Source organism: Pseudomonas sp. MNR3A, assembly GCF_009650575.1.
GTDB classification, from domain to species: Bacteria; Pseudomonadota; Gammaproteobacteria; order Pseudomonadales; family Pseudomonadaceae; genus Aquipseudomonas; species Aquipseudomonas machongensis.
Genome location: NZ_VZZS01000004.1, coordinates 110,521 through 130,384, shown reverse-complemented (window position 1 = coordinate 130,384; position 19,864 = coordinate 110,521). Strand labels below are relative to the sequence as shown.

Below are 19,864 nucleotides of genomic sequence, written 5' to 3'. Positions count from 1 at the left end.
CATGACTCGACTGCACCTGGCCTCCGGCTCCCCACGTCGACGTGAGCTGCTGGCGCAGATTGGCGTGCCATTCACCGTGGTCAGCGCCCCCATCGACGAAACCCCGCAGGTCGGCGAAGCCGCCCAGGCCTACGTCGAGCGCCTGGCGCAAGCCAAGGCGGTGGCTGGTTTCAACCTGCTCGATGCCCCGGGCGTGGTGCTCGGCGCCGATACTGCCGTGGTGCTCGACGGCCAGATCCTTGGCAAGCCGGAAAACCGCGAGCACGCCCTGGCGATGCTGGGCGACCTGTCCAAGCGCGAGCACCAGGTGCTCACTGCCGTGGCCGTGACCGACGGCACGCGCTCCCTGAGCCTGTGCGTGGCGACCAAGGTTCGTTTCCGTACTATCTCTTTCGATGAAGCATGTCGCTACTGGGACAGCGGTGAACCGTTGGACAAGGCCGGTGGCTATGCGATCCAGGGCCTGGGCGCGGTGTTCGTCAGCGCCATCGAAGGCAGTTATTCGGCCGTGGTCGGCCTGCCCCTGAGCGAAACCGCCGAGTTGCTGGAGCAGTTCGGCATTCCCTGCTGGCAGCATGAGGATACCGTCCAACGCTAGCCAGCCGCCCGACAGCGATCCATCATTACCGAAGACCTTTGACGAGAGCCTGCCATGAGTGAAGAGATCCTGATCAACATCACGCCGATGGAGTCACGCGTGGCAGTGGTGGAGAACGGAGTGCTGCAGGAGGTGCATGTCGAGCGCACCCAGCGCCGTGGCATCGTCGGTAATATCTACAAGGGCAAGGTGGTGCGTGTGCTGCCCGGCATGCAGGCCGCCTTCATCGATATCGGTCTGGAACGTGCGGCATTCATCCACGCCTCGGAGATCTCCCAGCGTGAAGGCTCGGCGGTCGAGACCATCACCGCACTGGTCCACGAAGGCCAGGCCCTGGTGGTGCAGGTGACGAAGGACCCCATCGGCACCAAGGGCGCGCGCCTGACCACCCAGTTGTCGATCCCGTCGCGCTACCTGGTGTACATGCCGCGCAGCAGCCATGTCGGCATTTCGCTGAAAATCGAGGACGAAGCCGAGCGTGACCGTCTTAAACAGGTGGTCAGCGACTCGATGGCGCAAGAGAACATCAAGGACGCCGGTGGCTTCATCCTGCGCACCGCCGCCGAGGGCGCGCGTGCTGAAGACATCCTCCAGGACATCCGCTACCTGCGTCGCCTGTGGGAGCAGATCGGCAGCCAGATCCAGGCCTGCGGTGCGCCGACCGTGATCTACGAAGACCTCGGCCTGGCGTTGCGCACCTTGCGCGACCTGGTCAATCCGAAGATCGAGAAGATCCGCATCGACTCGCGGGAAACCTTCCAGAAGACCACGCAATTCGTGGGTGAGCTGATGCCCGAAATCGCCGACCGCCTCGAGCATTATCCCGGCGAGCGGCCGATCTTCGACCTCTATGGGGTCGAGGACGAGATCCAGCGCGCCCTGGAGCGCAAGGTGCCGCTCAAGTCCGGGGGCTACTTGGTGGTCGATCCTGCCGAGGCGATGACGACCATCGACGTCAATACCGGCGCCTTCGTCGGCCATCGCAACCTCGAAGAGACCATTTTCAAGACCAATCTCGAAGCGGCCACCGCCATTGCGCGACAGCTTCGCCTGCGCAACATCGGCGGCATCATCATCATCGACTTCATCGACATGGAAGACGAAGAGCACCGCCGCCAGGTCCTGCGCACGCTGGAAAAACAGCTCGAGCGCGACCATGCCAAGACCAATATCATCGGCATTACCGAGTTGGGCCTGGTACAGATGACCCGCAAGCGTACCCGTGAAAGCCTCGAGCAGGTGCTGTGCGAGCCCTGCCTGGCCTGCCAGGGGCGCGGCAAGCTGAAGACGCCAGAGACTATTTGTTACGAAATCTTCCGCGAAATTCTTCGTGAGGCGCGGGCTTACCAGGCAGAAGGCTACCGCGTGCTGGCCAACCAGAAGGTAGTCGATCGGCTGCTGGACGAAGAGTCAGGCAACGTCGCCGAACTGGAGGCCTTCATCGGGCGAACCATTCGCTTCCAGGTCGAGTCCATGTATTCCCAGGAACAATATGATGTGGTGCTGCTCTGACGCGTTCTGAAACCGTTCGCCCAGTGGCGAAAACACCGCTTGCGGCCATAGTTAATGGACGACTCGGAGGGCAATGGCCATGGAACGTCTGACCCGCGTTCTAGGCGCGTTGACCCGTTGGGGGCTGGGGCTGTGCGCCTTGCTCGCGGTGCTGGTGGCACTGTATGTCAGCCTCGGTCGGCAACTGGTGCCGTTGGTGGCCGAATACCGGGCCGACCTCGAAGACAAGGCCCAGCAAGCCTTGGGCTTGCCTGTGCATGTGGGGGCGCTCGAAGGGCGATGGAGTGGTCTGGCCCCGGTGCTCAGGCTGCGCGACCTGCAATTGGGCGAAGGCTCTGCAGCCTTGCGCCTGGATGACGTCAAGCTGGTGCCCGACCTGTGGGCCAGCTTGAAGGCTCGCGAAGTGCGGTTGGCGCATGTCCAGCTCGGCGGCCTGCAACTGATCCTGCATGAAGACCAGCAAGGTGCCTGGACCCTTGAAGGCCTGCCGAAGAAAGACGATGCGCCCCTCGACCCTGCCCAATTGCTGCAACGCCTCCAGCAACTGGGCCGGGTCGATGTGTTCGACAGCCAGGTTACCTTCCAGCCGTGGCGCCGTGATTCGGTCACGCTCACCTATGTCAGCCTTGGCTTGCAAGCCGGTCCGTCGCGCCAGCGCCTGGAGATGCGCGCGACCCTGCCCGACGGTCAGCCCCTGGCGGTGAACCTGCGCAGCCGCGCCACCCTCGACGCCTGGCGCGACGGACACCTGGAGGCCTATGTCAGCCTGCCGCAGAGCGATTGGGCGCGCTGGGTACCGCCAAGCCTGCTCGGGCAGTGGCGAGCCAAGACCCTGCGTGCGGGGGGCGAATTCTGGATCGACTGGAACAAAGGTCATTTGCAGCGCGCCGTCGCCCGCCTGAACGCGCCACAGCTGCGCGGCGCCTATGCCGGGCGCAAGACCGTGACTCTCGACAACCTGGCGCTGACCAGTTGGGTGCGCCGGGGCAAGGAGGGCTACGAGATCGTGGTCGATTCGTTGGCTGCGAGTATCGGTGAAACCCGCTGGGAAACACATTTGCAAGCGCGCCAGCGTCCTGGGCAGGAGGCTACCGAGGATGTGTGGCATGTCCAGGCCGATCGTCTCGACCTGACGCCGCTGACCCCGCTGATCGATGGCCTGGCACCGCTGCCGGACAACCTGATGACCGTCGTCGACGCCCTTAACGTGACCGGCACGCTGCGTAACGTCCAGCTCGACATCCGTCCCCATGCCGAAGGTGACCAGCGCCTGCAGTTCGCCGCCAATCTCGACAAGATCGGTTTCGATGCGTATCACGGAGCGCCCGCAGCCGGCAATGTCAGCGGCAGCATCAGCGGCGATCTCGGGCACGGCGAACTACGCCTGGATACCGATGCCTTCATGCTGCATCTGTACCCCATCTTCGGCAAACCCTGGCACTACCAGAAAGCCAATGCCCGCCTGACCTGGGCGCTCGACAAGGACGGCTTCACCCTCATCGCGCCCTACATCAAGGTGCTGGGCGACGAGGGCAAGATCGCCGCCGATTTTCTCATTCGCTTCAGGTTCCACGAAGAGCAGGCCGATTATATGGACCTGCGTGTCGGCCTCACCGAGGGCGATGGCCGCTACACGGCCAAGTACCTGCCGGAAGTGCTCAGCCCGGCGCTGGATGAGTGGCTTCGCAGTGCCATCGTCAAGGGTGCGGTCGACGAGGGCTATTTCCAGTACCAGGGATCGCTGAACCACAACGCCCCGGCGCATTCGCGCAGTATCAGCCTGTTCTTCAAGGTGCATGACGCAGCGCTCGATTTCCAGCCGGGCTGGCCGCAGGTGCAGCAGGTGGACGGCAATGTGTACATCGAGGATACCGGTGTGCGCATCCAGGCCAGCAAGGGTCTGCTGCTCGACACCCGGGTCAGTGATGTCAGCGTCAACATCCCCCATGTCGAGGGCGACCAGCATAGCCGCCTGTACCTGGACGGCGAGTTCGACGGCAGCCTGGGCGACGGCCTGAAGATTCTGAAAGAGGCACCGATCGGCACTGGCGAGATCTTCGCCGGCTGGGAAGGCGAGGGCCCGCTGCAGGGCAAGGTCAAGTTGGACATCCCGCTGGAGCACGGTCTGCGTCCCAAGGTGCTGGTGGATTTCTCGACTTCGGATGCTCGCCTCAAGGTGGAGCCGCCGGCACTCGATCTGAGCCGCTTGAAGGGTGACTTCACCTTCGACCTCGACAAGGGCTTGAGCGGCAAGGGCATCAGCCTCCAGGCCTTCGACAGGCCGGTGACCGCGCAGATTCTCGCCGAAGGGCAGGGTGGCCAGATTCAGACCCGGATCAACGCCACCGGCCAGGTGCCGCTCAAGTCGTTGACCGACTGGCTGCAGTTCAAGCAGGCACTCCCGGCCTCGGGCGATATCCCCTATCAACTTCAGGTCAGCCTGGGGAGCCGCGACAATCGCCTGAGCGTCAACTCGTCGCTCAAGGGGCTGACCATCGACCTGCCAGCGCCCTTCGGCAAAACGGCGGGCGAGTCACGCGACAGCAGCTTCAGCATGAACCTGCAAGGTGCCGAGCGGCGCTTTGATGCGAGCTACGCTGATGTGGCACGGTTGGCCTATGCGGCTTCGCTCGACAAGCTGGCCCAGGGACGCGGCGAGTTGGTGCTCGGCGGTGGCGAGGCGAGCGTGCCGGGCGGCCAGGGCCTGCGGGTGCGTGGGCGCCTCGAATCGCTGGACCTTGAGCCCTGGCAGCAGCAGTTGGACAAATACGCAGGTCAAGACCCAGGTGGCAGCGCACGACAGGGCCTGCAGAGCGTGGATGTGAGCATTGGCCAGTTGAAGGCATTCGGCACCGACCTCAACCAGGCAGTGGTGCGTCTGGCTCGTGTTGCCAGCGCCTGGGACCTGCGCCTGGACAGCAAGGAAGTGATCGGCAATGCGCGGATCCCGGATGCCAAGGCCGCGCCCATGGTGGTCAAACTGCAGACCTTGCGCCTGCCGCCGGCCGATCCGCAGGAGGCCCAGGCCGAAGATGCGCCTGATCCGCTGGCCACCTTCGACCCGCGCAAGGCGCCGGTCCTGGACCTGAGCATCGACAAGTTGTATCGCGGTGATGACCTGTTCGGCAGCGCCTCGGTCAAGCTGCGGCCGAATGCCCGTGGTGTGTCGCTGGACGACATCGACCTCAATCTCAAGGGCCTGCACATCGACGGCAGCGGCGGCTGGGAAGGTGTTCCTGGCAGCACCAACAGTTGGTACAAGGGGCGCCTGGACGGCAAGGACCTGGGTGACGTGCTCAAGGCCTGGGGCTTCGCGCCCACGGTCACCAGCCGCGATTTCCGCATGGATGTCGATGGTCGTTGGCCGGGTTCGCCGGCCTGGGTCAACCTCAAGCGATTCTCCGGCAGCCTCGATGCCTCGCTGCGCACCGGCCAGTTCGTCGAGGTCGAGGGTAGCGCCCAGGCGTTGCGGGTGTTCGGCCTGCTCAACTTCAACTCCATTGGTCGTCGTCTGCGCCTGGACTTCTCCGACCTGTTCGGCGAGGGGCTGGCCTATGATCGGGTCAAGGGCCTGCTGGTGGCCAGCGAGGGCGTTTATGTCACCCGTGAACCGATCGCTGTCACCGGCCCCTCCAGCAATTTCGAGCTCGATGGCACCCTCGACTTTGTGCGCGACCGTATCGATGCCAACCTGCAGGTGACCCTGCCGGTCACCAACAACCTGCCGTTGGCGGCGCTGATCGTCGGGGCACCTGCGGTCGGCGGCGCGTTGTTCCTTGTCGATCGGCTGATCGGCGATCGTGTCGCGCGCTTCGCCAGCGTGCACTATCGGGTCGAAGGTCCGGTCAAAGAGCCTAAAATCACCTTTGTGAAACCTTTCGATAAATCGCGCTAGGAGTGGTCATGAAGTCAGCAGTGATCCAGATGGTCAGCCAGGACGGCGTACTGGCCAACCTGCAGCGGGCTCACGTGCTGCTGGAGCAGGCCGCTGACAGCGGTGCACGGCTGGCGGTGCTGCCGGAGAATTTCGCGGCCATGGGGCGGCGCGATGCGGCCGCGATCGGTCGCGCCGAGGCGCTTGGCGAAGGCCCGATCCTGCCATGGTTGAAACGTGCCGCACGCGACCTCAGGTTATGGATTGTTGCCGGCACCTTGCCGTTGCCGCCGGTCGATGAGCCCGAGGCCAAGGCCCATGCCTGCTCGCTGCTGGTTGACGAGCACGGCGAGATCGCCGCGCGTTACGACAAGCTGCACCTGTTCGATGTGGACGTGGCCGACAACCGCGGTCGCTACCGCGAATCGGACGATTACGCCCATGGCGCGCAGGTGGTGGTGGCCGATACGCCGGTTGGACGCCTGGGCTTGTCGGTGTGCTACGACTTGCGCTTTCCCGAGCTCTACAGCGCCCTGCGCGCTGCCGGGGCCGAGCTGATCAGCGCCCCGTCGGCGTTCACTGCGGTGACCGGCGCGGCACATTGGGAAGTGTTGATCCGTGCCCGCGCCATCGAAACCCAGTGCTACATGCTGGCCGCCGCGCAGGGCGGTATCCATCCAGGCCCGCGGGAGACCCATGGCCATGCGGCGATCGTCGACCCTTGGGGGCGGATCGTCGCCGAACATGCGCATGGCGAAGCGATATTGCTCGCCGAGCGCGACGCTGAAGAACAAGCGTCCATACGGGCGCGCATGCCGGTCGTTTCGCACCGGCGCTTTTTCTCGCAGGACGCCTTGCGGCCTGCGCACACCTCGGAGTGACTATGAGCCAGATGTTATCCACCGTCAGCGAGCAGCTCCTGGCCCCGGGCGGACTGACCCTGGACAGCCTGCAGGCTGTGCTGGGTGAGTTGGCAGGGCCCGGCATCGACGCTGCCGACCTGTATTTCCAGGGGCAGATCTCGGAAACCTGGGCACTGGAAGACGGTATCGTCAAGGAAGGCAGTTTCAACCTCGACCAGGGTGTCGGCGTGCGTGCATTGTCTGGCGAGAAAACCGGCTTCGCCTACAGCAACGCAATCAACCTTGAAGCCCTGACGTCAGCGGCGCGCGCCGCCCGCTCGATCTCCCGCGCCGGCCAGAACGGCAAGGTGCAGGCCTTCCGCAGCCAGGACGTGACCGCCCTGTACGCACCGGGCAACCCGCTCGATGTCCTGAGCCGCGCCGAGAAAGTCGAACTGCTCAAGCGCGTCGATGCCGCCACTCGTGCCCTCGACCCGCGTATCCAGCAGGTCAGCGTGAGCATGGCGGGCGTGTGGGAGCGGATCCTGGTGGCGGCGGCCGATGGCAGCCTGGCCGCGGATGTGCGGCCGCTGGTGCGTTTCAACGTCAGCGTCATCGTCGAACACAACGGTCGCCGCGAGCGGGGCGGCCAGGGCGGGGGCGGGCGTACCGACTACCGCTACTTCACCGAAGAGCGGGTGATGGGCTATGCCCGCGAGGCGCTGCGCCAAGCGCTGGTCAACCTCGAGGCGCAACCTGCACCGGCCGGCACGCTGCCGGTAGTGCTCGGTCCGGGTTGGTCGGGCGTACTGCTGCATGAAGCGGTCGGCCACGGTCTGGAAGGTGATTTCAACCGCAAAGGCAGCTCGGCCTACAGCGGGCGGATCGGTGAGGCGGTGGCGTCGAAGCTGTGCACCATCGTCGACGACGGCACGCTGGAAGGCCGTCGCGGTTCGCTGAGCGTCGATGACGAAGGCACGCCGACCGAATGCACCACGCTGATCGAGAACGGCATCCTCAAGGGCTACATGCAGGACAAGCTCAATGCCCGCCTGATGGGTATGGCGGTGACCGGCAATGGTCGACGCGAATCCTACGCGCACCTGCCGATGCCGCGCATGACCAACACCTACATGCGTGCCGGCGAGAGTGACCCGCAGGAGATCATCGCCTCGGTGAAGAAGGGCATCTACTGTGCCAATCTCGGCGGCGGCCAGGTGGACATTACCAGTGGCAAGTTCGTGTTCTCCACCAGCGAGGCGTACTTGATCGAAGACGGCAAGATCACCGCGCCGGTCAAGGGCGCGACCCTGATCGGCAATGGGCCGGAGGCGATGAGCCGGGTGTCGATGGTCGGTAACGACCTGGCCCTGGACAGCGGAGTCGGTACCTGTGGCAAGGATGGGCAGTCGGTGCCGGTTGGCGTTGGTCAGCCGACCCTGAAGCTGGACGCGATCACCGTGGGCGGTACCGGGGCTTGATGACAAGCCCTGCCTGCAGGAGTGGCCTTGTGTCGCGCAAAGGCCGCCAGGCGGCCTCGAGATCTCGGCGACACAGACGGGGCTGCCGTGCAGCCCTTTCGCGACGCGATGCCGCGCCTACAAGCGGTCGGTGGCGGTGCTCAGCGCAGGCCGCGTTGCAGCTCGTCGAGGTCACGGATGTACTTGAACACCTTGCGCGCAGCGGCAGGCGGCTTGTTCCGCGCCTTTTCGTGCTGGGCATGGCGGATCAGCGAGCGCAGTTGCTGGCGATCGGTATCGGGGAACTCCTGGACGAAGCGCTCGAGGTCTTCGTCGTTGCCGTCGATCAACCGGTCGCGCCAGCGCTCGAGGCCGTGGAAACGTTCGTTGTACTGGCGCGTGGAGCTGTCTATCTGCTCGAGCAGCGCATGGATGGCATCCAGGTCCTGTACGCGCATCAGCTTGCCGACGAACGACATGTGGCGTTTGCGGGCACCGTGGGCGGTGTGTTTGGACGCTTCCTCCAGTGCTTTGCGCAACTCGTCGGTGAGTGGCAGGCGCGCGAGGATATCGGGCTTGAGCGTGGTGAGGCGCTCGCCGAGTTCGACCAGCGCATGCAGCTCGCGCTTGATCTGGGTTTTGCTTTTTTCGCCGTCGAAGGCGTCGTCGTATGAATCAACCATGGTGGCAGTCCGCAGGAAATCGCCGCCATGATAACCAGTCGGGGGCCGCTTTGTCCGGCCCGGTCGAAGAATGGCCCTCGCCGAACGCAGAATTTGAGTGGAGAAAACCATGAGTGCAGTCCAGAGCATAGGTCCGAAGGACCTGCCAGCGTTGCAGGAGCAGGTCGAGGCGATCGTTGCCGAAGCACGCCGCCAGGGCGCCAGTGCCTGCGAGGTGGCGGTTTCGCTGGAGCAGGGCCTGTCCACCAGCGTGCGCCAGCGCGAGGTCGAAACGGTCGAGTTCAACCGCGACCAGGGCTTTGGCATCACCCTCTACGTGGGCCAGCGCAAGGGCTCGGCCAGTACTTCGGCAAGCGGTCCGGAGGCCATTCGCGAAACAGTGGCTGCTGCATTGGCAATTGCCAAGCACACCTCAGAGGATGAGTGCTCGGGCTTGGCCGACGCGGCACTGATGGCGCGTGAAATGCCCGACCTCGACCTCTACCACGACTGGGACATCGAGCCCGAGCGTGCCATCGAGATGGCCCTGGAGTGCGAGGCGGCCGCCTTCGATGCCGACAAGCGTATTCTCAATGCCGACGGCACCACCCTCAACACGCACCAGGGCGTGCGGGTGTATGGCAACAGTCACGGCTTCATCGGTGGCTACGCCTCGACGCGCCACAGCCTGAGCTGTGTGATGATCGCCGAAGGCGAAGGGCAGATGCAGCGCGACTACTGGTACGACGTCAATCGCCAGGGCCAATTGCTGGCCGACCCGCGCAGTATTGGCCAGCGCGCTGCCCAGCGTGCCGCCAGCCGTCTGGGCGCACGTCCAGTGCCGACCTGCGAGGTGCCGGTGCTGTTCGCTGCGGAACTGGCTGGCGGGTTGTTCGGTAGCTTCCTGTCGGCGATCTCTGGCGGCAACCTTTACCGCAAGTCGTCGTTCCTTGAAGGCACCCTGGGCCAGCGTCTGTTCCCGACCTGGCTGACCCTCGACGAGCGTCCGCACATTCCACGTGCGCTGGGCAGTGCCGCGTTCGACGGCGATGGCCTGGCCACCTATGCCAAACCGTTCATCGACAAGGGCGAACTGGTCTCCTACATCCTGGGTACCTATGCCGGTCGCAAGCTCAAACTGCCCAGCACCGCCAACGCAGGCGGGGTGCATAACCTGTTCGTCACCCATGGCGTCGAAGACCAGGCTGCACTGATCCGTCGCATGGGGCGCGGCTTGCTGGTGACCGAACTGATGGGGCATGGCCTTAACATGGTAACGGGCGACTACTCCCGTGGCGCTGCGGGTTTCTGGGTGGAGAACGGTGAAATCCAGTTCCCGGTCCAGGAAGTGACCATCGCCGGCAATATGAAAGACATGTTCCAGCAGATTGTGGCGATTGGCAGCGATATTGAAACGCGCAGCAATATTCACAGCGGTTCGGTGCTGATCGAACGGATGACCGTCGCCGGTAGCTGACGGCGCACCGCTGACCCACGCTTGACGACAGACCCGGCCATCGCGCCGGGTTTTTTTTTGTTTGTGGCTCCGCCCTTGAAGTGATTTTAATTATCAATTAATAATGAATATCATTATCCAGCAACCCCGGCGATGATGTTCATGAAAACCGTCCTCCACGAATTGCCCTACCTGGAAAACTGGCGCTGGTTGAGTCGGCGCATCCGCTGTGCCCTCGAGCCGGACGAACCGCGGCTGATCGAACACTATCTGGCCGAGGGGCGCTATCTGGTCTGTTGCACCGAGACCTCGCCCTGGACCGTGGCGTTGACCTCCTTCCGTCTGCTGCTGGATACCGCCTGCGACCGCATGTTGCCCTGGCATTGGCGCTGCCAGTGCCTTGATCAGGCCTGGCGCCCGCTGCTTGACCTGCGCAACCTCGACCGTTGCGAGCAGAACGAGCGCTGGCAGCCCTATGCGATGCAACTGGCCAGTTGCGTGTTGCTGCCTTCGATTTCCCCCGATGAACTGATGCAAGGATCCGATGATGAGTAATACCCGTATCGAGCGTGACAGCATGGGCGAACTGCAGGTGCCTGCCCAGGCGCTGTATGGTGCCCAGACCCAGCGCGCGGTCGACAACTTCCCGGTCAGCGGCCAGCGCATGCCGCTGCAGTTCATTCGGGCACTGCTGTTGGCCAAGGCCGCAGCAGCCAAGGCCAACATCGCGCTGGAGCAACTGAGCGCGGAGCAGGGCGGTGCCATCGTCAAGGCGGTCGAGCAACTGCTGGCCGAGGACTTCATCCAGCATTTCCCGGTGGACGTGTTCCAGACCGGCTCCGGCACCAGCTCCAACATGAACGCCAACGAGGTGATCGCTACCCTGGCCAGCCGGGTGCTAGGTGACAAGATCAACGCCAACGACCATGTCAATTGCGGTCAGAGCAGCAACGACATCATTCCGACCACAATTCATGTCAGCGCGGCGCTGGCCTTGCACGAGCAACTGCTGCCGGCGCTGGGGCATTTGGTTCAGGTGATCGAGGCCAAGGCTGTCGAGGTTCACCGTTACGTCAAGACCGGCCGCACCCACCTGATGGATGCCATGCCGGTGCGCATGAGCCAGGTCCTGGGGGGCTGGGCGGCACAGATCAAGGGTGCTCAAGCGCATCTGGAAGCCACCTTGCCCGCCCTGCAGGCGTTGGCCCAGGGCGGCACAGCGGTCGGCACCGGGATCAATGCCCACCCGCAATTCGCCGTGGGCTTTGCCCGTGAACTGAGCGACCTGACCCGTATCCCGTTCACCCCTGGGGAAAACCTGTTCGCCCTGATCGGCTCCCAGGACACGGCCGTGGCGTTGTCCGGCCAGCTCAAGACCACCGCTGTCGCGCTGATGAAGATCGCCAACGACCTGCGCTGGATGAACTCAGGCCCCCTGGCCGGACTTGGCGAAATCGAGCTCGAGGGGCTGCAACCGGGCTCCTCGATCATGCCGGGCAAGGTCAACCCGGTGATCCCCGAGGCCACTGCGATGGTTGCCGCGCAGGTTATCGGCAACGACGCGACCATCGCCGTCGCCGGCCAGTCGGGTAATTTCGAACTCAATGTCATGCTGCCGGTGATCGCCCGCAACCTGCTGGAGAGCATCGAGCTGATGGCCAACGCCAGTCGCCTGCTGGCAGACAAGGCGATCGCCAGCTTCAAGGTCAATGAGCCGAAGCTCAAGGAGGCGCTGTCGCGCAATCCGATCCTGGTCACGGCACTGAACCCGATCATCGGCTACCTCAAGGCCGCCGAGATTGCCAAGACCGCCTACAAGCAAGGTCGCCCGATCGTGGAGGTGGCGCTGGAGCATACCGACTTGTCGCGTGATCAGCTCGAGGCCCTGCTGGATCCGGAAAAACTCACCGCTGGCGGTATCTGATCCACGGTCCTCGCCCAGGAGACACGTCATGCAGCATTGGAAACGCACTACGGAAACCGCTAATCGCCTGTTCGACCAAGGCGAACTGGTAGACGCCCGGGAGCACTACCTGCAAGCCCTGGCCCTGGCGCAGGTGCTGTTCGAGCGCTGGCATGACGTTGACGAGGCGGTAGCGGCCTTTGTCATCGCCCACCACAACCTGGCTGACCTGCACCTGCGCCTGAATCAGCCCCACGAAAGCGCCGATTACCTGTGTGCGGCCCATCAGCGGCTGCTCCAGGCCAGTCAGGAGTCGCGCCTGCCCCAGGCCCTGCGTGATGCCGCGTTGCGCCACAGCGGGCGTACCTACACCGAGCTGTTGAGCTTTATCGCCGAATACGGCCAGTACCCACGCACCGAGCGCTTGCTCAATCGCCATGCACCTGAAGCGAGCGAACTGGCTGCCCGGCCGGATGCCACCCACCGTTCACCTGCATACGGAATTCACTGACATGCCCCACACCTTGCCTGCACTGCCTTACGCCTACGATGCGCTGGAGCCGCACATCGATACCCAGACCATGGAGATTCACCACAGCAAGCACCACCAGACCTATGTGAACAACCTCAACGCCGCCATCGAAGGGACCGAGTGGGCCGAATGGCCGATCGACAAGCTGGTCGGCGCGGTCAAGCAGTTGCCCGAAAAGCTGCAAGGAGCGGTGATCAACCAGGGCGGCGGCCACGCCAACCATGCGTTGTTCTGGACCGTGATGTCACCCAAGGGCGGTGGTCAACCCCAGGGGCAGGTCGCCCAGGCCATCGATACGCAGCTCGGCGGCTTCGAGGCGTTCAAGGAGGCGTTCACCAAGGCCGCGCTGACCCGTTTCGGCAGTGGTTGGGCCTGGCTCAGCGTGACCCCGGCCAAGACGCTGGTGGTGGAGAGCAGCGGCAACCAGGACAGCCCGCTGATGCACGGCAACACACCGATCCTGGGGTTGGACGTGTGGGAGCACGCTTACTACCTGAAGTACCAGAACCGTCGTCCGGAATACATCGGTGCCTTCTACAACGTCGTCGATTGGACGGAAGTTGAGCGTCGCTACCTTGAAGCCCTGAAGTGAGTCGATCTGTCATGCGCTCCGAGGTGATGTCTGTCAGCAGTGTGCGCCTGTTCCGACTGGCGCTTGGGACTTTGCTGTTGCTTGTCGGCACCGCGCTGTTGGTGGCGCGGGGCATCGCCTGGTTGGACCTGGAGCCGCGCATGTTACGTGCGCTTGAAGGCGGTGCATTGTGCGCACTGGGCACGGCGCTGGGCGCGGTCCCGGTGCTGGTGATCCGCAACATGCCGGTGGCGGTGGCTGACACCTTGCTTGGCTTCGGTGCCGGGGTGATGTTGGCAGCCACCGCGTTCTCTCTGATCATCCCGGGCCTTGATGCGGCTCAGTCCATTGGCTTCAGCCCTTGGGGCGCCGGTGGCCTGGTCAGTGCCGGGTTGTTGTTCGGGGCGCTGTGCCTGTTCCTGGTCGACTTGAGAATCTCCGGGGTTTCGCCGGAGTCCATGGTCGGGCAAGGCAATCAGCCGGTGATCGCTGCGCGGATCTGGCTGTTCGTAGCCGCGATCATCGCGCACAACATCCCGGAAGGCATGGCCATTGGTGTTTCCGCTGGCGGCGGCATGCCAGACGCCGACAGCCTCGCCATGGGCATTGCCCTGCAGGACGTGCCGGAGGGGCTGGTGATCGCGTTGGTGTTGGCAGGGGCTGGGATGTCGCGGTTCAAGGCCTTCCTCATCGGTGCTGCATCCGGGCTGGTGGAGCCGGTAGCGGCGGTGATCTGTGCCTGGCTGGTGAATGTTGCCGAGCTGCTGCTACCGCTTGGGCTTGCGTGTGCGGCAGGAGCGATGTTGCTGGTGGTGACCCAGGAAATCATTCCCGAGTCACGCAGCAATGGCAATCATCGCCTGGCAAGCCTGGGGTTATGCATCGGCTTCTGCCTGATGATGGTGATGGACACTGCGATGTCCTGAGGTTGTCAGGCGAAGGGCGGGACGGGGCGGGAGTTTACTCGCCTTCGTCGAAATAATTGTTGATCAGCGCCACCAGGGCATCCAGTGCGTCGTTGTCCTGCTCGCCTTCGGTATGCAGGTGCACTTGGGTGCCTTTGCCCGCGGCCAGCATCATCACTGCCATGATGCTCTTGCCGTCCACCAGCTTGTCGGGGGCTCGCCCGACCCGAACCTGGCAGGGGAACTTCCCGGCCACGCCGACGAACTTGGCTGCCGCCCGGGCGTGCAGGCCCAGCTTGTTGATGATGGTGATTTCGCGGGCGGGCATCGTGGGGTGGATCCTGTGGGTTAGAGGTCGCGGTGACGGACCTGGACGTTTTTCAGGGTTTGCTGCAGCAGTTGTCCGAGGCGCTCGGTGATATAGACAGAGCGGTGGTGTCCGCCGGTGCAGCCGATGGCGATGGTGACGTAGGCGCGGTTGCTGGCGGCAAAGCGCGGTAGCCACTTCAACAGGTAGCTGGAGATGTCCTGGAACATTTCCTCGACGTCCGGTTGTGCTGCCAGGTACTCGATCACTGGCGCTTCAAGGCCAGAGTGCTCGCGCAACTCGGGTTTCCAGTAAGGGTTTGGCAGGCAGCGCACGTCGAACACCAGATCGGCGTCCACCGGCATGCCGCGTTTGAAACCGAAGGATTCGACGAGAAAAGCGGTGCCGGGTTCAGGCTGGTTGAGCAGGCGCAGCTTGATCGAGTCACGCAGCTGGTAAAGATTAAGGCTGGTGGTATCGATCTTGAGGTCGGCGAGGTCGGCGATGGGGCCGAGCAGTTCGCTTTCTACGCGGATCGCTTCGGCGAGCGAACGGTCCGCGTTGGTCAGCGGGTGGCGACGGCGGGTTTCGGAGAACCGCTTGAGCAGCGTGTCCTCGTCGGCGTCCAGGTACAGCACGTCACACTGGATGTGACGTGCGCGAGCGTCCTCGAGCAATTCGGGGAAGCGCGACAGATGGCTCGGCAGGTTGCGCGCATCGATGGACACGGCGACCTTGGGTTGCATCAGTTCGGTATTGATCAGCGCGTTTTCCGCCAACTGCGGCAGCAACCCGGCGGGCAGGTTGTCGATGCAGTAGTAGCCGTTGTCTTCCAGCACATCGAGCGCGGTGCTCTTGCCGGAGCCGGACCGGCCGCTGACGATGATCAGGCGCATGTTCAGTGCTCGTTCTGTGCGTCCAGGACTACCTGGTAGAGGGCTTCGCTGCTGTCGGCGGCACGCAGGCGATCACGGACTTCCTTGCGATCGAGCATGCTGGCGATCTGGCGCAGCAGTTCGAGGTGGGCATCGGTGGCCGCTTCCGGGACCAGCAGCACGAACAGCAGGTCCACAGGGGCGCCGTCGATGGCGTCGTAGTCGATGGGAGCGTCCAGATGCAGCAGGGCGCTGACGGGGGCAGTACAACCTTCCAGGCGGCAATGAGGAATGGCGATGCCATTACCGAAACCGGTGGAGCCCAGTTTTTCGCGAGCGATGAGCTTTTCGAAGACGTCTTGCATCGCAAGCTCAGGTACTTGCTCGGCAATCAGGTTGGCGACCTTTTCCAGGGCGCGCTTCTTGCTGCCGCCCGGCACGTTCACGAGGGAACGGCCGGGGGTCAGGATGGTTTCAAGTCGGATCATGGATGAGGGGGATCAGCGGGCAGCTGCACCTTGCAGCAGGCTTTGCTGTTTTTCCTTGTGTTTTTTCAGTTGGCGGTCGAGCTTGTCAGCCAGTGCGTCGATCGCGGCATACATGTCTTGGTGTTCTGCGTTGGCGACCACTTCGCCGCCGGGAATCTGGAGTGTCGCTTCAACCTTCTGCTGCAGCTTTTCGACTTTCATGATCACCGTTGCATTGGTGATCTTGTCGAAATGTCCTTCCACGCGGGCGAGCTTCTCGAGCACGTATTCGCGCAGTGGTTGGGTGACTTCTACATGCTGGCCACTGATGTTGACTTGCATACAGCTTCTCCTTTGTTGCCCGTGCATAAAGAGGCAGGTATTGCACCTGCCACTGAAACGCTGTGGCACATCCCGGCGCTACATCAATCGCTTGCGCTCGCTCGACGGGGCAATCCCCAGCGATTCGCGGTACTTGGCGACGGTACGGCGGGCTACCTGGATGCCTTGTGCCTCCAGTAAACCAGCGATCTTGCTGTCACTCAATGGCTTTTTCTGATTTTCCGCGGCCACCAGTTTCTTGATGATCGCGCGGATCGCCGTAGACGAGCATTCGCCGCCTTCGGCGGTGCTCACATGGCTCGAGAAAAAGTATTTCAATTCGTAGATGCCACGGGGGGTGTGCATGTACTTCTGTGTGGTGACCCGCGAAATGGTCGATTCGTGCATGCCTACCGCTTCGGCGATGTCGTGCAGCACCAGCGGTTTCATGGCTTCGTCGCCATGATCGAGGAAGCCGCGCTGATGTTCGACGATTTGCGTGGCCACTTTCATCAGCGTCTCGTTGCGGCTTTGCAGGCTCTTGATGAACCAGCGCGCTTCCTGCAGCTGGTTGCGCATGAAGGTGTTGTCGGCGCTGGTGTCGGCGCGGCGGACGAAGCCTGCATACTGCGGATTGACTCGCAGGCGAGGCACGGCCTCCTGGTTCAATTCGACCAGCCAGCGGTCGCTGTCCTTGCGTACGATGACGTCCGGGATCACGTACTCCGGCTCGCTGGATTCGATCTGCGAACCTGGGCGCGGATTGAGGCTTTGCACCAGCTCGATGACCTGGCGCAGCTCGTCTTCCTTGAGCTTCATGCGACGCATCAGCTGGCTGTAGTCGCGGCTGCCGAGCAGGTCGATGTAGTCGGTAACCAGGCGCTGGGCCTCGGCCATCCACGGCACGCTCGCCGGCAGCTGGCGCAGTTGCAGCAGCAGGCATTCGCCCAGGTTGCGGGCGCCGACGCCGGCCGGCTCGAATTGCTGAATGCGGTGCAGCACCGCTTCGACTTCATCCAGCTCGATGTCCAGCTCGGGATCGAACCCGGCGCAGATTTCCTCGAGGCTGTCTTCCAGGTAGCCCTGGTCGTTGATGCTGTCGATGAGGGTGACCGCGATCAGGCGGTCGGTGTCGGACATCGGTGCCAGGTTGAGCTGCCACAGCAGGTGGCTCTGCAGGCTTTCGCCGGCAGAGGTGCGGGTGGTGAAGTCCCACTCGTCTTCATCGTTGCTGGGCAGGCTGCTGGCGCTGGTCTGGTAGATGTCTTCCCAGGCCGTGTCGACCGGCAATTCGTTGGGGATGCGCTCGTTCCACTCGCCTTCTTCGAGGTTTTCCGTGCTGACGGTAGTTTCCTGGAAGCTGTTGTCCTGGGCTTCGGCGGCAGGTTTGCTTTCGCCGTTTTCCGCCATTGGATCGCTGTTGTCGAAGTCGTCGCCGTCTTCCTGACGTTCGAGCATCGGATTGGACTCCAGCGCTTCCTGGATTTCCTGCTGGAGGTCCAGGGTGGAGAGCTGGAGCAGACGGATGGCCTGTTGCAACTGCGGGGTCATCGTCAGTTGCTGGCCCATTTTTAGGACGAGCGATGGTTTCATGGCTGGGGCTTAATACCTTGTTCGCCGGCGCGCATGCGCCATCCACTACAGGGCGCCGGAGCGCCAAATCTTAAGCAAGTTATATGCCTGAAATTGTAGCGTTTGCCTAGAGCACTGTAACACTTAAGCCCGTTTCACCAGGCATTTCCAATGCTCCAGGCAGCTCCCGGGCGTCAGAGTCGGAACTCGTGGCCCAGGTAGACTTCCTTGACCAACTGGTTGGCCAGGATGGTCTCGGCGTCGCCTTCGGCGATCAGTTGACCATCGTTGACGATATAGGCGGTCTCGCAGATGTCGAGGGTTTCGCGCACGTTGTGGTCGGTGATCAATACGCCGATGCCCTTGGCCTTCAGATGGTGGATGATCTGTTTGATATCGCCCACGGAAATCGGGTCGACGCCGGCGAAGGGTTCGTCCAGCAGGATGAATTTCGGCGCAGTCGCCAGGGCGCGGGCAATTTCGACGCGACGGCGTTCGCCACCGGACAGGCTCATGCCGAGGTTGTCGCGGATGTGGCTGATATGGAACTCCTGCAGCAGGCTTTCCAGCTCCTTGCGCCGTCCATCGCGGTCCAGGTCCTTGCGTGTCTCGAGGATGGCCATGATGTTGTCGGCGACCGACAGCTTGCGGAAGATCGAGGCTTCCTGCGGCAGATAGCCGATGCCTGCCTGGGCCCGGCCATGCATGGGCTGATGGCTGACATCGTTGCTGTCGATGAGCACGCGGCCCTGGTCGGCCTGGACCAGCCCTACGATCATGTAGAAGCAGGTGGTCTTGCCGGCGCCGTTGGGGCCGAGCAGGCCGACGATCTGGCCGCTGTCGATCGACAGGCTGACGTCGCGGACGACCTGGCGGCCCTTGTAGCTCTTGGCCAGGTGCTGGGCTTTGAGGGTTGCCATTTACTCGGCCTTTTTCTTCGGTTGGATCACCATGTCGATACGCTGACGAGGTGCGGTCACGTTACCACCACGGCCAGCGGTCGCCACCTGGGTCTTGGTGTTGTAGACGATCTTCTCGCCTTCGGTGGTGTTGCCTTCGTTCTCGACCTTGGCGCGGTCGGTGAGGATGACGATATCCTTCTGCGCCTGGTACTGGATGGTGACGGCCCAGCCCTTCATCTTGTCGGGTTTTGCAGCGCTCTGCTGTTGCTCGAAGTAGGCCAGGTTGCCCACCGAGGTCACGACGTCGATGTCGCCGGAGGCGGCGCGAGTCATGGTCACGGTGTTGCCTTTGATCATCATCGAGCCCTGGGTGATGATCACATCGCCGGTGTAGGTGGCAACGCCCTGTTTGTCGTCCAGATGCGCGTTGTCCGCCTGGATGCGGATTGGCTGGTCACGGTCGTTCGGCAGGGCCAAGGCGCTCGCGCTTCCCAGTGCTGCGCTCAGGCTGAGCAAAAGGGGGAGGGTTTTAACGAGCCTCATACTGTCCTCTTACGTTGGACAGCAGGTCCATCCTGCCGTCTTCCAAATATGCTTTCATTCCTACACCCGTAGTCGTGCCACCGGCGCCGTCGATTCTAACGGCTTGGGCGGTCTGCGCATATTGCTTCTGCGGGAACACCGTCATGCGGCTACTGGTGATCAGGGTGTCGCGTTGTTTTTCGTCGGTGCGGGCGATCCGCACGTTGTCGATCAGTTCGACCTCGGTACCGTCCGGGTTGACCTCGGCGCGCACGCTCTGCACATGCCATGGGAAAGCTGTCCCACGGTAGATGTGCATGTCTGGCGTGGTCACCAGGGTGACTTCGCTGGCCTTCAGGTGCTCGACCTTGTCCGCGGTCATTTCGTATTGCAGCCTGCCGTCGGGCAGGTACTGTACGCTGTGGGCGTTGATCGCATAGTAGTCGATGGCGCTTTCGTCGACCTGTGCCGTGGGCTTGTCGAGGAAGCTCTCGGGGCTGATGTTCCAGTAGCCGACCGCCACCAGCAGCGCAGCGATGGCTGCCAGCAGCACGGCATTTCGAAGTTTCTTGCTGAGCATGGC

20 protein-coding genes are annotated in these 19,864 nt (G+C 63.1%); 11 read left to right on the top strand and 9 right to left on the bottom strand.

Annotated elements, in window-relative coordinates; translation table 11 throughout:
• Position 1: 1 nt before the first annotated feature.
• From F6X62_RS03245 to tldD, 5 genes are all read left to right on the top strand, one after another.
• A complete protein-coding gene (locus tag F6X62_RS03245; RefSeq protein WP_054894396.1) occupies positions 2 to 598 on the top strand; it encodes a nucleoside triphosphate pyrophosphatase in 597 nt (198 codons plus the stop codon).
• A 54-nt stretch (positions 599 to 652) separates the two neighbouring features.
• Positions 653 to 2,110 carry a ribonuclease G gene (gene rng, locus F6X62_RS03240; protein ID WP_054894395.1) on the top strand — a complete coding sequence of 486 codons (1,458 nt, stop codon included), beginning with the start codon at positions 653 to 655 and terminating at the stop codon, positions 2,108 to 2,110.
• Positions 2,111 to 2,183: 73 nt separating this feature from the next.
• Positions 2,184 to 6,005 carry a YhdP family protein gene (locus F6X62_RS03235; protein WP_153772674.1) on the top strand — a complete coding sequence of 1,274 codons (3,822 nt, stop codon included), beginning with the start codon at positions 2,184 to 2,186 and terminating at the stop codon, positions 6,003 to 6,005.
• An 8-nt stretch (positions 6,006 to 6,013) separates the two neighbouring features.
• Positions 6,014 to 6,865: a carbon-nitrogen hydrolase family protein gene (locus tag F6X62_RS03230; protein ID WP_054894393.1), complete on the top strand. Its 852-nt coding sequence runs from the start codon at positions 6,014 to 6,016 to the stop codon at positions 6,863 to 6,865.
• A 2-nt stretch (positions 6,866 to 6,867) separates the two neighbouring features.
• A complete protein-coding gene (tldD, locus tag F6X62_RS03225) occupies positions 6,868 to 8,307 on the top strand; it encodes a metalloprotease TldD (protein WP_054894392.1) in 1,440 nt (479 codons plus the stop codon).
• A 140-nt stretch (positions 8,308 to 8,447) separates the two neighbouring features.
• Here the strand turns inward: tldD and yjgA are convergent, their stop codons facing one another.
• Positions 8,448 to 8,969 (bottom strand): ribosome biogenesis factor YjgA, encoded by a 522-nt coding sequence (yjgA, locus tag F6X62_RS03220; protein ID WP_054894391.1) that lies wholly within the window; start codon positions 8,967 to 8,969, stop codon positions 8,448 to 8,450.
• Between the two features lie 109 nt (positions 8,970 to 9,078).
• On the opposite strand from yjgA, the gene pmbA reads away from it, so the two are divergent.
• From pmbA to F6X62_RS03190, 6 genes are all read left to right on the top strand, one after another.
• Positions 9,079 to 10,425, top strand: a complete 1,347-nt coding sequence (gene pmbA / locus F6X62_RS03215) for a metalloprotease PmbA (RefSeq protein ID WP_125930677.1) — start codon at positions 9,079 to 9,081, stop codon at positions 10,423 to 10,425.
• Between the two features lie 132 nt (positions 10,426 to 10,557).
• On the top strand, positions 10,558 to 10,959 hold the full coding sequence (locus tag F6X62_RS03210) for a FagA protein (RefSeq protein WP_082421003.1): 402 nt from the start codon (positions 10,558 to 10,560) through the stop codon (positions 10,957 to 10,959).
• Complete coding sequence (locus F6X62_RS03205; RefSeq protein ID WP_153772673.1) at positions 10,952 to 12,328, top strand: lyase family protein; 1,377 nt, start codon at positions 10,952 to 10,954, stop codon at positions 12,326 to 12,328. The genes F6X62_RS03210 and F6X62_RS03205 overlap by 8 nt, the downstream gene beginning before the upstream one ends.
• A 28-nt stretch (positions 12,329 to 12,356) precedes the next feature.
• Positions 12,357 to 12,818, top strand: coding sequence for a hypothetical protein (locus tag F6X62_RS03200; RefSeq protein WP_153772672.1), 462 nt, complete (start codon positions 12,357 to 12,359; stop codon positions 12,816 to 12,818).
• A gap of 1 nt (position 12,819) precedes the next feature.
• Positions 12,820 to 13,431, top strand: coding sequence for a superoxide dismutase (locus tag F6X62_RS03195; RefSeq protein WP_063543163.1), 612 nt, complete (start codon positions 12,820 to 12,822; stop codon positions 13,429 to 13,431).
• Positions 13,432 to 13,442: 11 nt separating this feature from the next.
• Positions 13,443 to 14,336: a ZIP family metal transporter gene (locus F6X62_RS03190; RefSeq protein WP_063543165.1), complete on the top strand. Its 894-nt coding sequence runs from the start codon at positions 13,443 to 13,445 to the stop codon at positions 14,334 to 14,336.
• A gap of 34 nt (positions 14,337 to 14,370) precedes the next feature.
• On the opposite strand, the gene F6X62_RS03185 is transcribed toward F6X62_RS03190, so the two are convergent.
• From F6X62_RS03185 to lptC, 8 genes are all read right to left on the bottom strand, one after another.
• Positions 14,371 to 14,643, bottom strand: a complete 273-nt coding sequence (locus tag F6X62_RS03185; protein WP_054894385.1) for an HPr family phosphocarrier protein — start codon at positions 14,641 to 14,643, stop codon at positions 14,371 to 14,373.
• Positions 14,644 to 14,663: 20 nt separating this feature from the next.
• Complete coding sequence (rapZ, locus tag F6X62_RS03180; protein ID WP_063543167.1) at positions 14,664 to 15,518, bottom strand: RNase adapter RapZ; 855 nt, start codon at positions 15,516 to 15,518, stop codon at positions 14,664 to 14,666.
• Positions 15,519 to 15,520: 2 nt separating this feature from the next.
• Positions 15,521 to 15,985, bottom strand: a complete 465-nt coding sequence (gene ptsN / locus F6X62_RS03175; protein ID WP_054894383.1) for a PTS IIA-like nitrogen regulatory protein PtsN — start codon at positions 15,983 to 15,985, stop codon at positions 15,521 to 15,523.
• A 12-nt stretch (positions 15,986 to 15,997) separates the two neighbouring features.
• Positions 15,998 to 16,306, bottom strand: coding sequence for a ribosome hibernation-promoting factor, HPF/YfiA family (hpf, locus tag F6X62_RS03170; protein ID WP_054894382.1), 309 nt, complete (start codon positions 16,304 to 16,306; stop codon positions 15,998 to 16,000).
• Positions 16,307 to 16,384: 78 nt separating this feature from the next.
• On the bottom strand, positions 16,385 to 17,878 hold the full coding sequence (locus tag F6X62_RS03165; protein WP_153772671.1) for an RNA polymerase factor sigma-54: 1,494 nt from the start codon (positions 17,876 to 17,878) through the stop codon (positions 16,385 to 16,387).
• A 173-nt stretch (positions 17,879 to 18,051) separates the two neighbouring features.
• Positions 18,052 to 18,777 carry an LPS export ABC transporter ATP-binding protein gene (lptB, locus tag F6X62_RS03160; RefSeq protein WP_054894380.1) on the bottom strand — a complete coding sequence of 242 codons (726 nt, stop codon included), beginning with the start codon at positions 18,775 to 18,777 and terminating at the stop codon, positions 18,052 to 18,054.
• Positions 18,778 to 19,302 (bottom strand): lipopolysaccharide transport periplasmic protein LptA, encoded by a 525-nt coding sequence (lptA, locus tag F6X62_RS03155; protein WP_054894379.1) that lies wholly within the window; start codon positions 19,300 to 19,302, stop codon positions 18,778 to 18,780.
• Positions 19,289 to 19,861, bottom strand: a complete 573-nt coding sequence (lptC, locus tag F6X62_RS03150; RefSeq protein ID WP_054894378.1) for an LPS export ABC transporter periplasmic protein LptC — start codon at positions 19,859 to 19,861, stop codon at positions 19,289 to 19,291. The genes lptA and lptC overlap by 14 nt, the downstream gene beginning before the upstream one ends.
• Positions 19,862 to 19,864: the final 3 nt, after the last annotated feature.

Coding starts and splice junctions, on each gene's coding strand:
- F6X62_RS03245 (WP_054894396.1), top strand. CDS start 2: ATGACTCGACTGCACCTGGCCTCCGGCTCCCCACGTCGACGTGAGCTG.
- F6X62_RS03235 (WP_153772674.1), top strand. CDS start 2,184: ATGGCCATGGAACGTCTGACCCGCGTTCTAGGCGCGTTGACCCGTTGG.
- F6X62_RS03210 (WP_082421003.1), top strand. CDS start 10,558: ATGATGTTCATGAAAACCGTCCTCCACGAATTGCCCTACCTGGAAAAC.
- F6X62_RS03205 (WP_153772673.1), top strand. CDS start 10,952: ATGAGTAATACCCGTATCGAGCGTGACAGCATGGGCGAACTGCAGGTG.
- ptsN (WP_054894383.1), bottom strand. CDS start 15,985: ATGATCCGACTTGAAACCATCCTGACCCCCGGCCGTTCCCTCGTGAAC.
- F6X62_RS03195 (WP_063543163.1), top strand. CDS start 12,820: ATGCCCCACACCTTGCCTGCACTGCCTTACGCCTACGATGCGCTGGAG.
- F6X62_RS03190 (WP_063543165.1), top strand. CDS start 13,443: ATGCGCTCCGAGGTGATGTCTGTCAGCAGTGTGCGCCTGTTCCGACTG.
- pmbA (WP_125930677.1), top strand. CDS start 9,079: ATGAGTGCAGTCCAGAGCATAGGTCCGAAGGACCTGCCAGCGTTGCAG.
- rapZ (WP_063543167.1), bottom strand. CDS start 15,518: ATGCGCCTGATCATCGTCAGCGGCCGGTCCGGCTCCGGCAAGAGCACC.
- F6X62_RS03230 (WP_054894393.1), top strand. CDS start 6,014: ATGAAGTCAGCAGTGATCCAGATGGTCAGCCAGGACGGCGTACTGGCC.
- lptB (WP_054894380.1), bottom strand. CDS start 18,777: ATGGCAACCCTCAAAGCCCAGCACCTGGCCAAGAGCTACAAGGGCCGC.
- rng (WP_054894395.1), top strand. CDS start 653: ATGAGTGAAGAGATCCTGATCAACATCACGCCGATGGAGTCACGCGTG.
- lptC (WP_054894378.1), bottom strand. CDS start 19,861: ATGCTCAGCAAGAAACTTCGAAATGCCGTGCTGCTGGCAGCCATCGCT.
- F6X62_RS03200 (WP_153772672.1), top strand. CDS start 12,357: ATGCAGCATTGGAAACGCACTACGGAAACCGCTAATCGCCTGTTCGAC.
- lptA (WP_054894379.1), bottom strand. CDS start 19,302: ATGAGGCTCGTTAAAACCCTCCCCCTTTTGCTCAGCCTGAGCGCAGCA.
- tldD (WP_054894392.1), top strand. CDS start 6,868: ATGAGCCAGATGTTATCCACCGTCAGCGAGCAGCTCCTGGCCCCGGGC.
- hpf (WP_054894382.1), bottom strand. CDS start 16,306: ATGCAAGTCAACATCAGTGGCCAGCATGTAGAAGTCACCCAACCACTG.
- F6X62_RS03165 (WP_153772671.1), bottom strand. CDS start 17,878: ATGAAACCATCGCTCGTCCTAAAAATGGGCCAGCAACTGACGATGACC.
- yjgA (WP_054894391.1), bottom strand. CDS start 8,969: ATGGTTGATTCATACGACGACGCCTTCGACGGCGAAAAAAGCAAAACC.
- F6X62_RS03185 (WP_054894385.1), bottom strand. CDS start 14,643: ATGCCCGCCCGCGAAATCACCATCATCAACAAGCTGGGCCTGCACGCC.